This is a genomic window from Glycomyces tritici (genome assembly GCF_030403505.1).
This window is the reverse complement of the sequence record NZ_JAUEMJ010000002.1, coordinates 1,018,896-1,033,825: the sequence shown is the minus strand read 5'-3', so window position 1 is coordinate 1,033,825 and position 14,930 is coordinate 1,018,896. Positions and strand designations below refer to the sequence as shown.

General features: G+C 71.4%; 12 protein-coding genes. 6 read left to right on the top strand and 6 right to left on the bottom strand.

Going from position 1 to position 14,930, the window contains the following annotated elements; all coding sequences use genetic code 11:
* The first annotated feature begins 156 nt into the window (after nucleotides 1–156).
* Complete coding sequence (locus QWI33_RS10030) at nucleotides 157–1,950, top strand: ABC transporter ATP-binding protein (RefSeq protein ID WP_289957110.1); 1,794 nt, start codon at nucleotides 157–159, stop codon at nucleotides 1,948–1,950.
* Nucleotides 1,951–2,195: 245 nt separating this feature from the next.
* Here the strand turns inward: QWI33_RS10030 and QWI33_RS10025 are convergent, their stop codons facing one another.
* Nucleotides 2,196–2,927 carry a DUF6270 domain-containing protein gene (locus QWI33_RS10025; protein WP_289957109.1) on the bottom strand — a complete coding sequence of 244 codons (732 nt, stop codon included), beginning with the start codon at nucleotides 2,925–2,927 and terminating at the stop codon, nucleotides 2,196–2,198.
* Nucleotides 2,928–3,602: 675 nt separating this feature from the next.
* Between QWI33_RS10025 and QWI33_RS10020 the strand changes: the two genes are divergently transcribed.
* Both QWI33_RS10020 and rpmF read left to right on the top strand, forming a co-directional pair.
* Complete coding sequence (locus tag QWI33_RS10020; RefSeq protein WP_289957108.1) at nucleotides 3,603–4,637, top strand: glycerophosphodiester phosphodiesterase family protein; 1,035 nt, start codon at nucleotides 3,603–3,605, stop codon at nucleotides 4,635–4,637.
* Between the two features lie 131 nt (nucleotides 4,638–4,768).
* Nucleotides 4,769–4,948 carry a 50S ribosomal protein L32 gene (gene rpmF / locus QWI33_RS10015; protein ID WP_289957107.1) on the top strand — a complete coding sequence of 60 codons (180 nt, stop codon included), beginning with the start codon at nucleotides 4,769–4,771 and terminating at the stop codon, nucleotides 4,946–4,948.
* A gap of 49 nt (nucleotides 4,949–4,997) precedes the next feature.
* On the opposite strand, the gene QWI33_RS10010 is transcribed toward rpmF, so the two are convergent.
* A complete protein-coding gene (locus QWI33_RS10010; RefSeq protein ID WP_289957106.1) occupies nucleotides 4,998–5,588 on the bottom strand; it encodes a GNAT family N-acetyltransferase in 591 nt (196 codons plus the stop codon).
* Nucleotides 5,589–5,653: 65 nt separating this feature from the next.
* Here QWI33_RS10010 and QWI33_RS10005 point away from each other — a divergent pair, with 65 nt between their 5' ends.
* Both QWI33_RS10005 and QWI33_RS10000 read left to right on the top strand, forming a co-directional pair.
* Nucleotides 5,654–7,159 carry an ABC transporter substrate-binding protein gene (locus QWI33_RS10005; RefSeq protein ID WP_289957105.1) on the top strand — a complete coding sequence of 502 codons (1,506 nt, stop codon included), beginning with the start codon at nucleotides 5,654–5,656 and terminating at the stop codon, nucleotides 7,157–7,159.
* A gap of 3 nt (nucleotides 7,160–7,162) precedes the next feature.
* Complete coding sequence (locus QWI33_RS10000; RefSeq protein WP_289957104.1) at nucleotides 7,163–8,959, top strand: ABC transporter permease subunit; 1,797 nt, start codon at nucleotides 7,163–7,165, stop codon at nucleotides 8,957–8,959.
* 261 nt (nucleotides 8,960–9,220) lie between these two features.
* Here the strand turns inward: QWI33_RS10000 and QWI33_RS09995 are convergent, their stop codons facing one another.
* The 3 genes from QWI33_RS09995 to mscL all read right to left on the bottom strand — a co-directional run bounded on the left by QWI33_RS09995 (nucleotide 9,221) and on the right by mscL (nucleotide 11,491).
* Nucleotides 9,221–10,027, bottom strand: a complete 807-nt coding sequence (locus QWI33_RS09995) for a VOC family protein (protein WP_289957103.1) — start codon at nucleotides 10,025–10,027, stop codon at nucleotides 9,221–9,223.
* Nucleotides 10,028–10,114: 87 nt separating this feature from the next.
* Nucleotides 10,115–10,936 carry a VOC family protein gene (locus QWI33_RS09990; RefSeq protein WP_289957102.1) on the bottom strand — a complete coding sequence of 274 codons (822 nt, stop codon included), beginning with the start codon at nucleotides 10,934–10,936 and terminating at the stop codon, nucleotides 10,115–10,117.
* 165 nt (nucleotides 10,937–11,101) lie between these two features.
* Entirely contained in the window at nucleotides 11,102–11,491 is a 390-nt protein-coding gene (gene mscL, locus QWI33_RS09985; protein ID WP_289957101.1) for a large conductance mechanosensitive channel protein MscL, read from the bottom strand.
* Between the two features lie 176 nt (nucleotides 11,492–11,667).
* Here mscL and QWI33_RS09980 point away from each other — a divergent pair, with 176 nt between their 5' ends.
* Nucleotides 11,668–12,513, top strand: coding sequence for an aldo/keto reductase (locus QWI33_RS09980; protein ID WP_289957100.1), 846 nt, complete (start codon nucleotides 11,668–11,670; stop codon nucleotides 12,511–12,513).
* Between the two features lie 50 nt (nucleotides 12,514–12,563).
* On the opposite strand, the gene QWI33_RS09975 is transcribed toward QWI33_RS09980, so the two are convergent.
* Nucleotides 12,564–14,921: a carbohydrate-binding protein gene (locus QWI33_RS09975; RefSeq protein WP_289957099.1), complete on the bottom strand. Its 2,358-nt coding sequence runs from the start codon at nucleotides 14,919–14,921 to the stop codon at nucleotides 12,564–12,566.
* Nucleotides 14,922–14,930 lie beyond the last annotated feature (9 nt).

The following is a 14,930-nucleotide window of genomic DNA, read 5'->3' as shown; positions in this document are numbered from 1 at the left end:
CGGCGCACGCCGTGAGGGGCCGACGCGAATCGCCGCGGCCCCTCACGGCGTACGACTTTGGTCGTAGGACGGTCACGACCATCGGCCGATGGCAGTGTCGGCCCCCGCAGGTAGCTTCGATGGGGACCGCAGCACCCAGCGGAGGAAACAGGAACCATGACCGACGACCTCAACGCCGAGGACACGCCCGCCACTGCGGCCGGCACCCCTCGCGCCCCCATCACCCGATTGTGGGCTTACGCCCGCCAGCACCTGCGCCTGCTCCTCATCGGCGGCGTGCTCTCCTTCGCCGGAGGCCTCGTCGGCCTCGTCCAGCCGCTCATCGCCATGGACGTGATCGACACCCTCTCCTCGAACGAGTCCCTCACCCGGCCGCTGCTCTACCTCGGCGCGGTCGTCATCGTCGGCGGCGCGCTCGGCGCCCTCGGCCCCTACCTCATGCAGATCGCCGGGCAGGACGTCGTCCTCACCGTCCGCAAGCAGCTCATCGACCGGCTCGTGCGCCTCGAAGTCGCCGAAGTCGACCGCATCAAACCCGGCGACCTCGTCTCGCGGCTCTCCTCCGACACGAACCTCCTGCGCACCGTCGCCAGCACCACCGTCATCGGCGGCGTGACGGACGGCTTCATGATCCTCGGCGGCATCGCCCTCATGGCCTGGCTCGACCTCGCCCTGTTCGGCACCACCATGGCCATGGTCGCGTTCGTCACCGTCACGATGCTGTTCATCATGCCGCGCATCCAGAACGCCACCATCGCCTCGCAGAAGGCCTTGGGCGACATGGGATCGCTCCTGGAACGCATCTTCAGCGCCTTCCGCACCGTCAAGGCCTCCAGCGCCGAGGACCACGAGATCGGCCGCCTCAACACGGCGGCCACCGCCGCCCGCGACACCGGCGTCAAGGCCTCCTTCTGGGAGGCGCTCGCCGGCGTCGTCGCGTTCCTGCCGGTGAACATCGCGTTCCTCCTCGTCCTCGGCGTCGGCGGCGCGCGCGTCGCCTCCGGGGCCATGGAGGTCGGCACCCTCATCGGCTTCCTGCTGCTGCTGTTCTACCTGATGGGCCCGATCAACGGCCTCGTCGCGTCGCTCTCGCAGCTCCAGACCGGCCTGGCCGCGATCCACCGCATCGAAGAGGTCGAGGTGCTCGCCGCCGAGGACTCCGCGTCCGAGGGCAACCTGCCCGAGGCCGTGCGCATCCCGGTCGGCACCGGCCCCGCGCAGGTCGTCTTCGAGGACGTCACCTTCCGCTACGCCGAAGACCTCCCGTACGTCCACCACGGCGTCTCGTTCGAGTCGAGCGGGCGCGGTCTGACCGCGCTGGTCGGCCCTTCGGGCGCCGGCAAGACGACGGTGTTCTCGCTCATCGAGCGGTTCTACCCGGCCACCACCGGATCAGTCAAAGTGGACGGTGTGGACGTCGCGGACTGGCCGCTCGGAGAGTTGCGCGGCCTGATCGGCTACGTCGAGCAGGACGCGCCGGTCCTGGACGGCACGCTCCGCGAGAACCTGGTCATGGCCTCGCCCAACGCGACCGAGGCCGACCTGGACGAGGTCGTGCGGGTCGCGCGGCTCACCGAACTGGTCGGCAAGCTGCCCGAGGGGCTCGACTCGCGGATCGGCTACCGGGGCACGACCCTCTCCGGCGGCGAGCGCCAGCGCGTGGCGATCGCGCGGGCGCTGCTGCGCAAGCCGCGCCTGCTGCTGCTCGACGAGGCCACCTCGCAGCTCGACGCCGCGAACGAGGCCGCGCTCAAGCAGGTGATGCTGGATGCGGCCGAGCGCACGAACGTCCTCGTTGTGGCCCACCGGCTCTCGACGGTGACCAGGGCCGATCAGATCGTGGTCTTCGACGCCGGTCTCGTGCGGGCCGTGGGCACCCACGCGGAACTGGTGGAGCACGACGACCTGTACCGCGACCTGGCCGCTTCGCAGCTGCTGACGGCCGCGTAGGGGAGGGGGGAGCGCGCAGGACCGCCCTTCACGGATCTGCGCGTGAACGACGCGAGGGTCCGCCGCGATGCTGCGGGTCTGCGCGTGAACGGCGAGGGTCCGCTGCGGCTGCGGGTCTGCACGTGAACGGCGAGGTCCGCTGCAGGTCTGGGCTTGCGCGACGAGCGCCCCGCGGCATGCTGCGGATCCGTGCCTGAACGACGAGCGCCCCGCGGCGATGCCGCGGGGCGCTTCGCGTAGTCCGGCTAGCGGGCGGGGGCGTTGGCGAGCACCTTGCGCACCTGCTCCGAGAAGTCCGTGTAGTACTCGTCGATGTAGTGGTACGGGCCCGGGCCCCAGCGGTGCCCGGGGTCGGCGATGCGCAGCGACGCGTCCACTTCGACCGGCGGGAGGGCGCGGTCGCCCAGGGCCGCTTCGAGGATCGCGTAGGCGCGTTCGAGCCACGTGTTGTTCCGCCGGGTGCGCCGCAGGTCGCTCACCGGCCGGCCCGCGGTGTCGTTCACGGCCCAGAACGCGCGGTGGATGAGCACCTGCCGCGGCAGCCGGGCGACGAGCGCCCTTGCGGCGGTGGCGAACGGGCCGTCGTCGGCGAGCTCGGTGTCATTGCCGTACGGGGCGTAGCCGGGCCGCTGGTCCAGACCCGCGCTGCGGAGGTAGATCGTGGAGGTCACCAGCCCGGAGCCGGTCTCGATGAGCGGCCAGCGCTCGTCGATGAGGTCGATGACGAGCGGGTGGTCGATCCCCTCGAGCGCGTCGAGCCCGGTCTTCAGGTGGTCCTCGACGATGGTGCGGCGCTGGAAGGCCGAGTCGAGCGCGATGTCCTCGGCGCGAATGGGAGTCGGGGTCGACACGAGGCTCTGGACGCGGGTGCGGGAGACGAAGTGCACTGGCGCGGGCAGGGGGTCGCGGCCCAGGTCGGCGGCGTCGCGTGTGACGCAGCAGCCGATCAGCGAGTAGGTCGGGGGAAGGTGCTCCATTGGGAGGATGCTCCGATCCGGTGGCGGCAATGATGACAAAGTGGCCAGTATGCAGGAGCCCAGGCGGCGAGCGGTAGCCGCTGACCAGCCAGTTCTTGTTGTTCGGCTGCAGTCAACCTCCGCGCAACCCGGCGACCGCCCGGACGCCGCCGAACGCATCGGAGGATTTCGATACTTGACGTCCGCTCCGAGATGCGCCAAGATGTCCTAGAAAACGGTTCCTATCAATATTTGAATCGTTTAGGGGAGGTCCAGCCTCCCCTGCCTCCCTGCCCGGAACCCGATCTAGAAACCGATACCTGCAGGCTCGCAACCCGCGGGCACCGGATCGCGACACCCCCTGCCGCGATCGGATCGGGCCGGAAGGGCCGACAGGGAGGCCGTCGCCTCGGTGACCGTACCGATGGTCGCGGTGGCGCATGCCGGGGTGGCCGCCACCGCCGAAGCGACGGCCTCCCGCCTGGCCGCGACCACATCCAGCACCCGCCCCACACCACCCGCGCCCGGCGTGTCGAAACCGCCGACCGCCGGATTTCCGGCATCATTCAGGCCCCGTTCACGTTCGCGCCGAGCGGGTGACGACCGCGACGGCTTGACTGAAGGCCCATCCCCGATGGAGTCCAGCGCCGAAAGGCCGCGCCCCCCAAGGCCGCGCCCACCCACGAAAGGACCTTCATGTCCCTCAAGAGCGTGCTCCTGCGCGGCGCGGCCGTGCTGACCGCCGCCGGAGCCCTCGCCGGCCTCGCCGCCGCACCGGCCGCCGCCAAGCCCCACCACGACGAACCCCTCGTGATCGCGCACCGCGGCGCCAGCGGCTACCTCCCCGAGCACACCCTCGAGGCCTACGCGCTCGCCGTCGAGATGGGCGCCGACGTCATCGAACCCGACCTCGTGCTCACCAAGGACGGCGAACTCCTCGCCCGCCACGAGCCGGTCCTCGACGAGACCACCGACGTCGCCGCGCACCCCGAGTTCGCCGACCGCAAGACCACCAAGCTCATCGACGGCAAACCCGTCACCGGCTTCTTTGCCGACGACTTCACCCTCGCCGAACTCAAGACCCTCCGCGCCGAAGAGCGCCTGCCCGACCTGCGCCCCGGCAGCGCCGAGCACGACGGCCAGTTCGAACTCGTCACCTACGACGAGGTCCTCGACTACGTGGACACCCTCGACCGCAAGGTCATCACCTACCCCGAGATGAAGCACCCGTCCTACTACGGTGACAAGGGCATGAGCATCGAGGACGCGCTGGCCGACCTGCTGGAGGAGCGCAAGCTCGACCGCAAGCGGTCGCCGGTGTGGATCCAGTCGTTCGAGTACGAGAGCCTGCTCACCATCGCCGAGCGCGTCGACAACCGGATCGGGTTGAACATCGACGGCCAGGGCGCGATCGCCAACGCGACTCTGGACGAGTACGCCCAGACGCTGGACACGGTGAGCCTCAACAAGAACCGCATCTTCCCGCGCGCGGCCGACGGCTCGATCTCGGAGCCCACGGACATCGTGAAGCGCGCGCACCGGCGCGGCCTGGACGTGCACGTCTGGACCTTCCGCGCCGAGAACTCGTTCCTGCCGGCGAACCTGCGCGAGGGCTCCGACCCGGCCGCGTGGGGCGACATCGAGGCCGAGTTCGAGCTGTTCTACGACCTCGGCGTGGACGCGGTCTTCAGCGACTTCCCGGACCTGGCCGTCGCAGCCCGCGACTGCTAGCCCAGAGATCTACCAGGATTCGCACGCAAGAAGCGAGGGGCCGCCCTGCCGCCGGGGCGGCCCCTCGTGCGCGCCTGGCGACCGGCGCCCCCGGCATCGTTAATGAAAACCGTTGTCGTTAAGATCGCGGCATGGCAGTTCCGAAACGGCGCCTCTCGCGCTCCAACACCCGCAAACGCCGCTCGCAGTGGAAGGCGAAGGCACCCGCGCTCCAGGTGTGCCCGTGCCCGCGGAAGGAGACGATCCGCCCGCACCACCTCTGCACGCACTGCGGCCAGTACCAAGGGCGCCAAGTGCTCCCGGAGGCATGAGCGCCGGTCGCGGACGGCCGGGTCCGCGACCGCATCGCAGCGACCGGCTCTAGCGATGCAGGTCGAGTTCGAAGTGGACCGTCTGGAACGGTTCGTCGAATCCTTCGGGGCGCGCCTCGTTGACGGCCACCCGCTCGTCGAACAGGACGGTGCCGCGCTTGGACCAGAACTCGACCGCGCCCGGCGTGCGGGCGTCCGTGTGGAGGTACACCCCGCTGTAGCGCTCGCGGCCCGCGATGAACTCCAGGCAGGCGTCGACCAGCGCGCCCGCCAGGCCCCGCCGCCGGTGCTCGGGGCGCACGTACACGCGGTACAGCGTCGCGGTGCGCCCCTCCTCGAAGCGGCGCGTCACCTCGGGCGGGTGCGGCGGCGAGGCCGGGGTCTGGCCGCGCACGCCGGCCGTGGCCGCGACGACCCCGTCCCGCACGGCGACGAACAGCGTGTTGTCCTCGGGCGCAAGGTAGTACGAGTCGAGATCGATGATGTCGGAATGCCATTGCGGCAGGTACCCGTGGCCGAAGTCGCGGTAGACGGTGTCGAGCATCACCGAGCGCGCCCCCGGGAGGTCCCCGGGCTCCGCCTGCCGCAGTACGTAACCCTCTACACCCCTGGCCCCTCGTGCCACCGCGATATCTGACATGTGTGCCATTATTGCATCCGATTTGCAATAGGAAACAATTCGCGATAAGAGACGAGGCTCACGCCATGCCGCTCTCCCGGCGCACCCTGATCACCGCCGCCGCCCCCCTCGGACTCGGCGGCGTCCTCGCCACCACCGGCTGCTTCTCCTCCAGCGGCAACGACACCGGCACCCTCGTCTTCGCCACCGCCCTCACCCCCGCCGCCGGGCTCTCACCCCACTCCGAGGACGCGTTCCTCCTGGCCCGCTGGGCCGTCGCCGAAACCGTCCTCGGCCTCGACGACAACGGCCTGCCCGTCCCGCGGCTCGCCCTCGACTGGACCCAGACCGAACCCACCGCCTGGGACCTCACCCTCCGCGACGACGTCGCCTTCCACGACGGCACCGCCCTCGACGCCGCCGCAGCCGCCGCCTCACTCAACGCCGCCGCCACCGCGGCCTCCGTGCCGCGCGTCATCGACGGACTCGGCCTCACCGCCGAAGCCACCGGCGACCACACCCTCCGCGTCACCACCGCCGCCCCCGACCCCGTACTCCCGCAACGACTCTCCAGCCCCTACCTCGCGATCCTCGCCCCCGGCGCCTACCAGGGCGGCACCGTGAACCCGGTCGGCTTCGCGACCGGGCCCTTCCACATCACCGAGTCCACCTCCACCGGCGTCGCCCTCGAACGCAACGGCGACTACTGGGGCGAGCCGGCCGCCATGGCCGGCTACCGCGCCGACTACGTGCCCGACGCCGCCACCCGCGTCGCGGCGCTGCGCTCCGGCGAAGCCCACGTCATCGAAGCCGTCCCCTACGCCCAGATCGCGAACCTCGAAGCCTCCCAACTGCAGGACGCCCCCACCGGCCGCACCGTCAGCCTCTACCTCAACACCGCGACCGGCCCCCTCGCCGACCCCGCGCTCCGCGCCGCCGTCGCCGCCGCGATCGACACCGCACCGATCGTCGACGACATCTACGAAGGCCGCGCCGACGCCCCCGAAGGCCTCTTCGGCCCCGCCCTCGCCTGGGCCGCCGACCACCGCGAGTACACCCTCCCGGACGCCAGGACCCCCGCCGGCGAGGCCCTGCGCATCGCCACCTACTCCAACCGCGCCGAACTCCCCGAAGCGCTCATCGTCCTCGCCTCCCAGCTCGAGGCCGCCGGATTCGCGGTCGAAACCGAAGTGCGCGAATACAACGACATCGAACCCGACATGCTCGCCGGGGACTTCGACGCGTTCCTCATGTCCCGCTCGGTCGTCCAGGACTCCGGCGACGCCTACACCTACCTCGACTCCGACTTCACCGGCGACGGCGGCTTCAACGCCTCGCGCCTCGCCGACCCCGCCGTCGACCAAGCGGTCGCCGCCATCGCCACCGCCGCCGCACCCGACATGGACCCCGACGCCGCCGCAGCCGCCCGCCAGAGCGCCGTCCTCGACGCCGAAGCCGTCGTACTCGCCACCGTCGCCGTCGTCCCCATCGCCCACGAGCGCCTCGTCACCGGCGTGGCGGGCGGCGCCGCGAACGTCACCAGCGACCCGCGCGAACGCGAGATCATCACCACCGCAACCACTATGGGGTAGCCGGTGACGCTCCTGCGGGGAACCCTCACCCGGGCCCTGGTCCTCCTGACCGTGCTCACCGCGATCGGCCTCCTGCCCTGGCTCGCCGACCGCGACCCGGCCCTCACCGTGCTCCGCGCCCGCTACCCTGGCCGCGAAGCCACCGACAGCGCGCTCGATGCAATCCGCACCGAACTCGGCCTCGACGCCGGGCCCCTCGCGATCCTCCGCGACTGGCTCCTCGGCCTCACCCGAGGCGACTTCGGAGCGTCCTGGACGAGCGGCGCACCGGTCGCCGACACCGTGCTGCCCGCACTCGGCACCTCCCTCACCGTGATGGCCGCGGCCCTCGCCGTGACCTTCGCCGTCACCACGGCCGCATGCGCCCCCGCCCTGCACCGCGCCGCCCAAGGCCGCCCCGTCGGCACCGGCGGCGTCGCCGTCGCCTCCTTCGCCGCGCTCCCCGACTTCCTCATCGCCACACTCGGCGTCGCCGTCTTCGCCACCTGGACCGGCCTCCTGCCCGCGTACGGCTTCAACGGCCCCGCCAACCTCGTCCTCCCCGCGCTCGCCATGGGCCTGCCCGGCGGCGGCGTCCTCGCCCGGCTCGGCCGCGACGCCATCGGCCGCATCGCCGCCGAAGACTGGGTCCGCCAGTGGCGCACCGCCGGATACCCGAAGGCCCGCATCGCCCGCGGCCTCCTCCGCCGCGCCCTCCCGCCCGTCCTGCCGCAGTTCGCGATCATCGCCGTCTCCATCACGGGTGCGGCCGTCGCAGTCGAGACGATCTTCGCCGTACCCGGACTCGGCCGCGCCGCCCTCGCCGCCGCCGACGCCCAAGACCTGCCCGTCCTCCAGGCCTGCATGGCACTGCTCATCGCCTTCGGCTTCACCGCCGGACTCCTCGCCCGCCTCGCCGCCCGCGCCCTCGACGGGCCCGCCACCGCGATCCCCGCCGCCCCGCCCGCGACCGGCGGACGCCGCCGCCACCTCGCCTGGATCACCGTAGGAGCCGCACCGCTGCTGCTCGCCGTCGCCTACGGCCTCATACGGTCCGGCGACATCGCGACCGGCTCCCGCCTCGACGCCCCGTCCGCCGCCGCCTGGCTCGGCACCGACGAACTCGGCCGCGACGTGCTCGCCCGCCTCGGCCAGGGCGCACTGTGGACGGCGGGAGCCGCGTTCCTCGCGTGCGTCCTCGCGTACCTGCTCGCGCTGGGCCTCGGTTTCACGCCGCGCCTGGCACATCCGCTCGCGGAGGCGTTCAACTCGTTCCCGGTCGCGATCGCCGGGATGATCGTCGTCGTGGTCCTCGGCCGCGGCCAGTTCGGCGCGGTCCTCGCGGTCGTCGCCGTCTCCTGGCCGCCCCTCGCCGCCCACGCCGCCGAACTCGTCGCCCAGGCGCGCACGGCCGGGCACCTCGAAGCACGACTGGCCCTCGGCGCGGGGCCGTGGTGGATCCTGCGCAGGCACACGCTCCCGCTTGTCACCGGACCCCTTGCGGCCCATGCGGGTCTGCGCCTGCCGGGCATGGCCCTCGGCATCGCCTCGCTCGGCTTCCTCGGCCTCGGGGCCGAAGCCGACGCCCCCGAATGGGGCGCGAGCCTCGCCCGCTCCCTGCCGTACCTCGAACGCGCACCCCTCGCGGCCCTGGCCCCGGCGGCCGCGATGATCGCCCTGACCCTCGCCGTCATGGCCGCCGTCTCGCTCCCGAAACGCCGACCGCGGCTGCGCCGGCCTCCGGTCCCGGTCCCGGTCCCGGTCCCGGCCGAGCGTTATCCACAGGCCCGCGACCAGGCAACAAAAGCCCAGCTCACATAGTTATCCACAGGTAAAAAACGTTGCTTGAGCGTCTTGACTTTCTGTGGGAGGCTGGCTTCAGTTTTGGTGTAGGTCGGCGGTAGGTAGGGGACCGCGCGGACCGCCGGAAGATCGGAGGCGCGGGATGGCTCCCGCGCCGACGGCACCTGCACCAGGCGTCCGCGGAGCGCGCGGGCGGTCGGCCCTAGCCAGGTCGACCGCCCCCGCAACAACACACGACCGGCGAGACTCCCGAGTCCCGCCGGACGACCGTCCCGCCTGCTACTCCCAGGCCCGGAACGACTGAATGCCCACGATCGTGCCCGTCGGCGTCGCGATGCCCGCGATCCGCAGGCCCGGCACATCCATCGGCTCGGCCGCGACCGAGCCGCCCAGCTCGACCGCGCGCTCGCACATCCGGTCGGTGTCCTCGACCGCGACCATCACATTCCACTGCGGCGGGAGGTCCAGCTCCCATCCCTCGGCCGCATGGCAGCCGCCGAACTCGCGCTCGTCGCCCGCCGCGCTCACCGCCGCATACGGCTTCGGATTCGACGCGTCCTCCCACGGGGGCGTGTTCACGTTCCACCCCAGCAGCTCCGCATAGAACCGCATCGCCTCGGCGGGCACGCCGTCCACGCGGTACTCGACCCACGCGACGCTGTTCGGCTCGCCCCACGCGCCGAAGCCCGTGCCCGGCTCCTTCGACTCGACCAGGCCGAACGACGCGCCGTTCGGGTCCTCGAGCATCGCGAACCGCAGCATCTCGCCCACGTCCTCCGGCCCCTGCACGACCGTGCCGCCCAGCCGCCGCGCCTGCTCGGCCGCGGCATCGCAGTCGGCGACCCGGAACTGCAGATTCCAGATCCGCGACGCCTCCATCCCGGGCGGGCACGGCATCACGCCCGTGACCGGCCGGCCCGGCCCGCCGGAGCCGTCCGGGATGCCGAAGGTCGTGTAATGGCCGAAGTCCTCGCCCGCGTCCATCGACGCCCAACCGAACAACTGCTCGTAGAACGGGACGTCAGCGGCGAGATCCGAAGTCAGGGCATCGGACCAGACGGGCGCGCCGATCGGAATCGAGGTCATGGCGGACTGCTCCTTCGCAGATGTGGAAGCCGGCCCGTTCACCGTCCCACGCGACCCCGACGCCCGCAGGATTTTCCCCGCCGAGCATCAGTCCAGCTTCTTGCTCTCCATGATCGTGAAATGCGCGCCCGTGGGCGACACCAGCACCGCCATGCGCCCGCCCGGGTCGTCCACGGGCGCCACCGCCACCCGCCCGCCCAGGTCGACCGCCTTCGCGGCCGTCAAGTCCACCGACGCGGTGCCGAAGCACACCAGCCAGTGCGGTTTCATCCGCATCTCCGGACCGAGCGCCATCCGCGCCCCGCCGAACTCCACCGCCCCGCCCGTCAGATGCCCGTGCGTCCACAACCCCACATACGGCGAGTCGTGCGACAGCTCGTCCTCACCGGGCGCCTTCATCGACCAGTTCAGCAGCTCCGAGTAGAACTGCATCGCCTCCATCGGCGCCCCGTCGTACACGTACTCGAACCACACCGCCGAGCCCGGCTCGCCGAACGCCATGAACCCCACATGCTCGTTCATCGGCTCGAACAGGCCGAACGCCCCGCCGTCAGGGTCCTTCAACGCCGCGTACACCAGGTCGTCGCCCACCCGCACTGGATGGCTGACGATCTGGGCGCCCAGCTTCTCCGCCGCTGCCGCCGCCTCGAAGCAGTCGGCCACATGGAACGCGACCCCCCACGCGGACAACGCGTCCGGGTCACCCGGCGGGTTCGGCGCGAGACCCCCCACCGCGCGCGCCACCGACACCGTCGACCCCAGGCACAACTCCGTGTAATGCCCGAACTCCTCCCCGGTGCCGAAACTCGACCACTTGAACAGGCGCATATAGAAGTCCAGGTCACGAGCCAGATCAGGGGTGTTCGCGTCGGCCCAGATCGGGGCCCCGGGCGGAATCTTGGTAGACATGGCAGTCCTTCGCAAGTCGGGTCGGCTCACCCCACCGTCCCACGGGGGTACGACGCAGGCAAGGCCTCAGGTGCGCGCAGATCCGCCGGTTACCCGCCCGCTCCGGCCCGGAAACGCCGGGGCCCGCCGACGCGAAGCGCCGACGGGCCGTGACACGGACCAGGACTAGCTTCGGCGCTGCTCCCGCAGCAGATCCCGGATCTCCTGCAGCACTTCGATCTCCGCCACGGCATGCACCTCGTCGACCTCCTCGACCACCGGAGCGAACCGCTCGCGCAGCTTGTTCATCGGCAGCACGATCACGAAGTACACCGCGAGCGCCGTCAGGAAGAACACCAGGATGCCGTTCAAGAACACGCCGTACGGGAACACGACCCCGTTCACCGTGAACTCGCCGCCGACCTCGGCCCCGCCCGTGGCCAGCGTGATGAGCGGATTGAGGAATGCCGCGCTGAACGAGGCCACGAGCGCCGTCATCGCCGCACCCATGACCACCGCGACGGCCAGCTCCACCACATTGCCGCGCATCATGAACTCTTTGAACCCTTTGATCATGACCAAGAGTCTCGCATCCCGGCGCATCGGACCATCAGTCGCGAAACCCCGTGTCGCCGTGGCGCACGAGACATCACCCGGACGGGAACAATCCGGCCCGTGAAGCGGTTGCACCCGAACGTGGCCGGCCCGACCGGCCGCCATCCACCCGAAGCACAGCTTGAAAGGCATTCCCCATGAGCGACATCGTGATCGGCGGCGACCTCCGCGTCGACCGGCTCGGCTACGGCGCGATGCGCCTCTCCGGCGACCCGGGCATCTTCACCCCGCCGAAGGACCGCGCCGGCGCCATCGCCGTCCTGCGCCGCGCCGTCGAACTCGGCGTGAACTTCATCGACACCGCCGACGCCTACGCCCTCGGCGACAATGAGCAGCTCATCGCCGAAGCACTGCGCCCCTACGCGGACGGCGTCGTGATCGCCACCAAGGGCGGCAACACCCGCCCCTCGCCCGAGGAGTGGATCGCGGTCGGCAACCCCGGCTACATCCGCCAGCAGGTCGAACTCAGCCTGCGCCGCCTCGGCGTCGAGACCATCGACCTCTACCAGATCCACCGCCTCGACCTGGGCCTGCCGATCGCCGACCAGATCGAGACGCTCGCCGAACTCCAGCGCCAGGGCAAGATCCGCCACATCGGCCTCTCCGAGGTCACCGTGGACCAGCTCAAAGAGGCCCAGGCGGTCGCCCCGATCGCGAGCGTCCAGAACCTCTACAACCTCATCAACCGCCAGAGCGAGGCCGTGCTCGACTACACCGCCGAGCAGGGCATCGCGTTCATCCCCTGGTTCCCGATCGCCGCGGGCGAGCACGCCGGCCCAGACGGACCGGTCGGCAAGATCGCCGCCGAGATCGGCGCGACCCCGGCCCAGACCGCGCTGGCGTGGCTGCTGCGCCGCTCGGACAACATCGTGCCGATTCCGGGGACGAGCTCGATCGCGCACCTGGAGGAGAACGTGGGCGCGCGCGACGTGGTGCTCACCGACGACCAGTACGAGGCGTTGAACGCGCTCGCTTCGGCGTAGCCGACGAGGCAGGGCCCGCGCCGAACGGCGCGGGCCTTTTCGCTTGCGCTTCAGGGGTTGAGCGGGGCGATGCGGAAGTGCTCGAACTCCGCGGTCGGGCCGTCGGGGTTGGCGAAGACGATCGTGTTGGGCCCGTCGTCCAGGTCCAGGATGACCGGGTAGGTCCAGAAGTCGTTCCAGGTCCAGGTGCCGCGCATGGGGTGCCGGCCCGCTTCCTTGCCGTTGACGGTGATGTCGCAGTGCCGGGTCACGATGTCCACATTGTACTCGTGGCCGGTGGTGCGCTCGTCGTTCGCGTAGCTGATGAGGAGCACGTGCGGGCCCGCGGCGGCCTCGACCTCGATCGCGGCGGTGGCGCCGCGGCCGTTCCAGCCGATCACGTGGCCGCGGGTCGCGAAGTCGTTGACGACCAGGCAGGAGCCGCCGGTGCGGGCCACCTCGGCGGCGTCGACCTCGACCGGCTGGGGGCCCGCGGCGCCGGTGACGACGATCGGCCCGGCGATCATCTCGGTGCGCAGGCGGTTGACGCCGGCGTGGAGGAACACGGGCCGGGCGAGGTCGACGAGGACGTCCTGGTTCTGCGGCCCGGCGAGGATCGCGGTGTCGGCGCCCTCGATGCGGTGGTAGCCGGCCTCGGCCGCGTACAGGTCGAAGACGAGCCCGCCGCCGTCCAGGCGTGCGAAGGCGGCGTCGTAGCAGGTGGGGCAGCCGCGGCGCTCGGTGAGCTCGATCTTGTCGAGGGCCACTTCGCCGCGCGCGGTGCCGATCGCGCCGGATTTGGAGAGCTCGACGGTGTTCGCCCCGGCCCGCAGGGTGAGCGGCACGCGCACGATCGAGCGGTGCCCCCAGTTCATGGTGCTCGGGTAGTGGACGAACCGCTCCGCGCCGTTGACGGTGAGGACCTGCTGCGCCGGTTGGGGTTCGGTGGCCTCGGCGCCGCGCCCGTACGAGTGGGAGTAGAAGACCGCGAGGTCGTACTCGCCGGCGTCGGGGACCTCGACCTGGAAGACCACCGCCGAGTCGGGGAGGCCGAGGCCGCACACGTCGTGCTCGCCGGAGGCGGCGAAGGCGTTGCCGTCGTCGGCGTGGCCGTGCCGGGTGATCTCGCCGGAGGTGATGTCGGCGGCCTCGGCGTCCCAATGGCCCTTCCACGGCGGCGGCCCGGGTACGGCGGCCTCGCCGGAGGTGACGGTGATCCAGTACGCGGACATGCGGTCGGGCCCGAAGATCGGGATCTCAAGGCGCGCAGGGTCGCTCACGACCTGCGCGACGGGCAGCGGCGGGCCCGAGGCGCCCTCGTAGCCGGTCCAGTCGATGCGGTGCACGGTGGCGGTGACGCGCTCGCCCCAGAACTCGGGGTCGAGTCCCGTTGCGACGACGAGGAAGTCCTCGACGGTGCCGCCCGCGAGGATCTGCGCGGTGCGCCGCTCGGCGTCGATGCTCGCGATCCCCTGCAAGGTGTCCACAGTGTTCGGATGGGGCGGTTCGACGCGTACGGTCTGGCCGGTCATCCCGGAGTACGCCTTGAGGAACCACCACGCGCCGTTGGGCAGGTTCGGCTGCGGGGCCGCACCCGAGTAGCCGCCTGCGGCGGTCCAGTACGCCATGTCGGCGTGGACCTTCGCCTCCTCGAGCATCGCCGCCCACTGCACGAGCTGGCCGGGCACGGAGAGGTCGCGGTTGTTCCCGTACTCGTCGATGTTCACGCGCCGCGGCGCGATGCCGAGCGAGCGCTCCAGGCCCCGGTAGTCGGCGTAGTGGCCGCGGAACTCCGCGAGCGAGCGCGGCGAGAGCTCGTGCCAGGTCGTCCACTCCGGGAGCGTCCCGGTGTCGCGGGCGCGGCGGAGGAAGTGCGGCAGGAACTCGGGGTGGTAGTACGACTCGTTCGGCCCGGCGATCGGCACGCCCGGCGCGAGGCCCCGCAGGAGCTGCACGGTGGTGATCCAGTCGGCCAGGAACCGGTCGTACTTCGCGGGGGCGTTCTCCTTGAGGGAGTACCAGATCCAGTCGGGCTCGTTGAACGGCACCCACACGAGCCGCCCGGCGTTCTCGGGCGTGAGCATCGGCGGCACGACCGCGCACAGCCGCTCGTGGTACAGGTCGATGCCCACGTCCTCGTAGGGCCACTTGGTGAACAGGTCCTGCAGGTACACGAACGCCAGGCCGTCGCCGTTGCGGCGCAGGGCGTTCACCACGCTGGAGGCGTCGCCGCCGGGGTGCTGCGCGCCGCCGTCCGGCTTCACCGCGAGGGTGGTGATGTCGAGCGCGTCGAGCAGTTCGTCCCCGGGCACGCCGTCCTCCGAGACGCCGTACAGCGACCCGGCCGCGCCGTGCAGCACCGGTCCGGTCGGGGCGGCGAAGTCCGCGGTGAGGCGGGCCGCCCCCTGGGGGAGGGGGGTGAGGGCCATTGCCGGGCC

What these genes read in the sequence shown, in the direction of transcription:
- QWI33_RS10030 (WP_289957110.1), top strand. Translation starts at nt 157, where the DNA reads ATGACCGACGACCTCAACGCCGAGGACACGCCCGCCACTGCGGCCGGC.
- QWI33_RS10025 (WP_289957109.1), bottom strand. Translation starts at nt 2,927, where the DNA reads ATGGAGCACCTTCCCCCGACCTACTCGCTGATCGGCTGCTGCGTCACA.
- QWI33_RS10020 (WP_289957108.1), top strand. Translation starts at nt 3,603, where the DNA reads ATGTCCCTCAAGAGCGTGCTCCTGCGCGGCGCGGCCGTGCTGACCGCC.
- rpmF (WP_289957107.1), top strand. Translation starts at nt 4,769, where the DNA reads ATGGCAGTTCCGAAACGGCGCCTCTCGCGCTCCAACACCCGCAAACGC.
- QWI33_RS10010 (WP_289957106.1), bottom strand. Translation starts at nt 5,588, where the DNA reads ATGTCAGATATCGCGGTGGCACGAGGGGCCAGGGGTGTAGAGGGTTAC.
- QWI33_RS10005 (WP_289957105.1), top strand. Translation starts at nt 5,654, where the DNA reads ATGCCGCTCTCCCGGCGCACCCTGATCACCGCCGCCGCCCCCCTCGGA.
- QWI33_RS09995 (WP_289957103.1), bottom strand. Translation starts at nt 10,027, where the DNA reads ATGACCTCGATTCCGATCGGCGCGCCCGTCTGGTCCGATGCCCTGACT.
- QWI33_RS09990 (WP_289957102.1), bottom strand. Translation starts at nt 10,936, where the DNA reads ATGTCTACCAAGATTCCGCCCGGGGCCCCGATCTGGGCCGACGCGAAC.
- mscL (WP_289957101.1), bottom strand. Translation starts at nt 11,491, where the DNA reads ATGATCAAAGGGTTCAAAGAGTTCATGATGCGCGGCAATGTGGTGGAG.
- QWI33_RS09980 (WP_289957100.1), top strand. Translation starts at nt 11,668, where the DNA reads ATGAGCGACATCGTGATCGGCGGCGACCTCCGCGTCGACCGGCTCGGC.
- QWI33_RS09975 (WP_289957099.1), bottom strand. Translation starts at nt 14,921, where the DNA reads ATGGCCCTCACCCCCCTCCCCCAGGGGGCGGCCCGCCTCACCGCGGAC.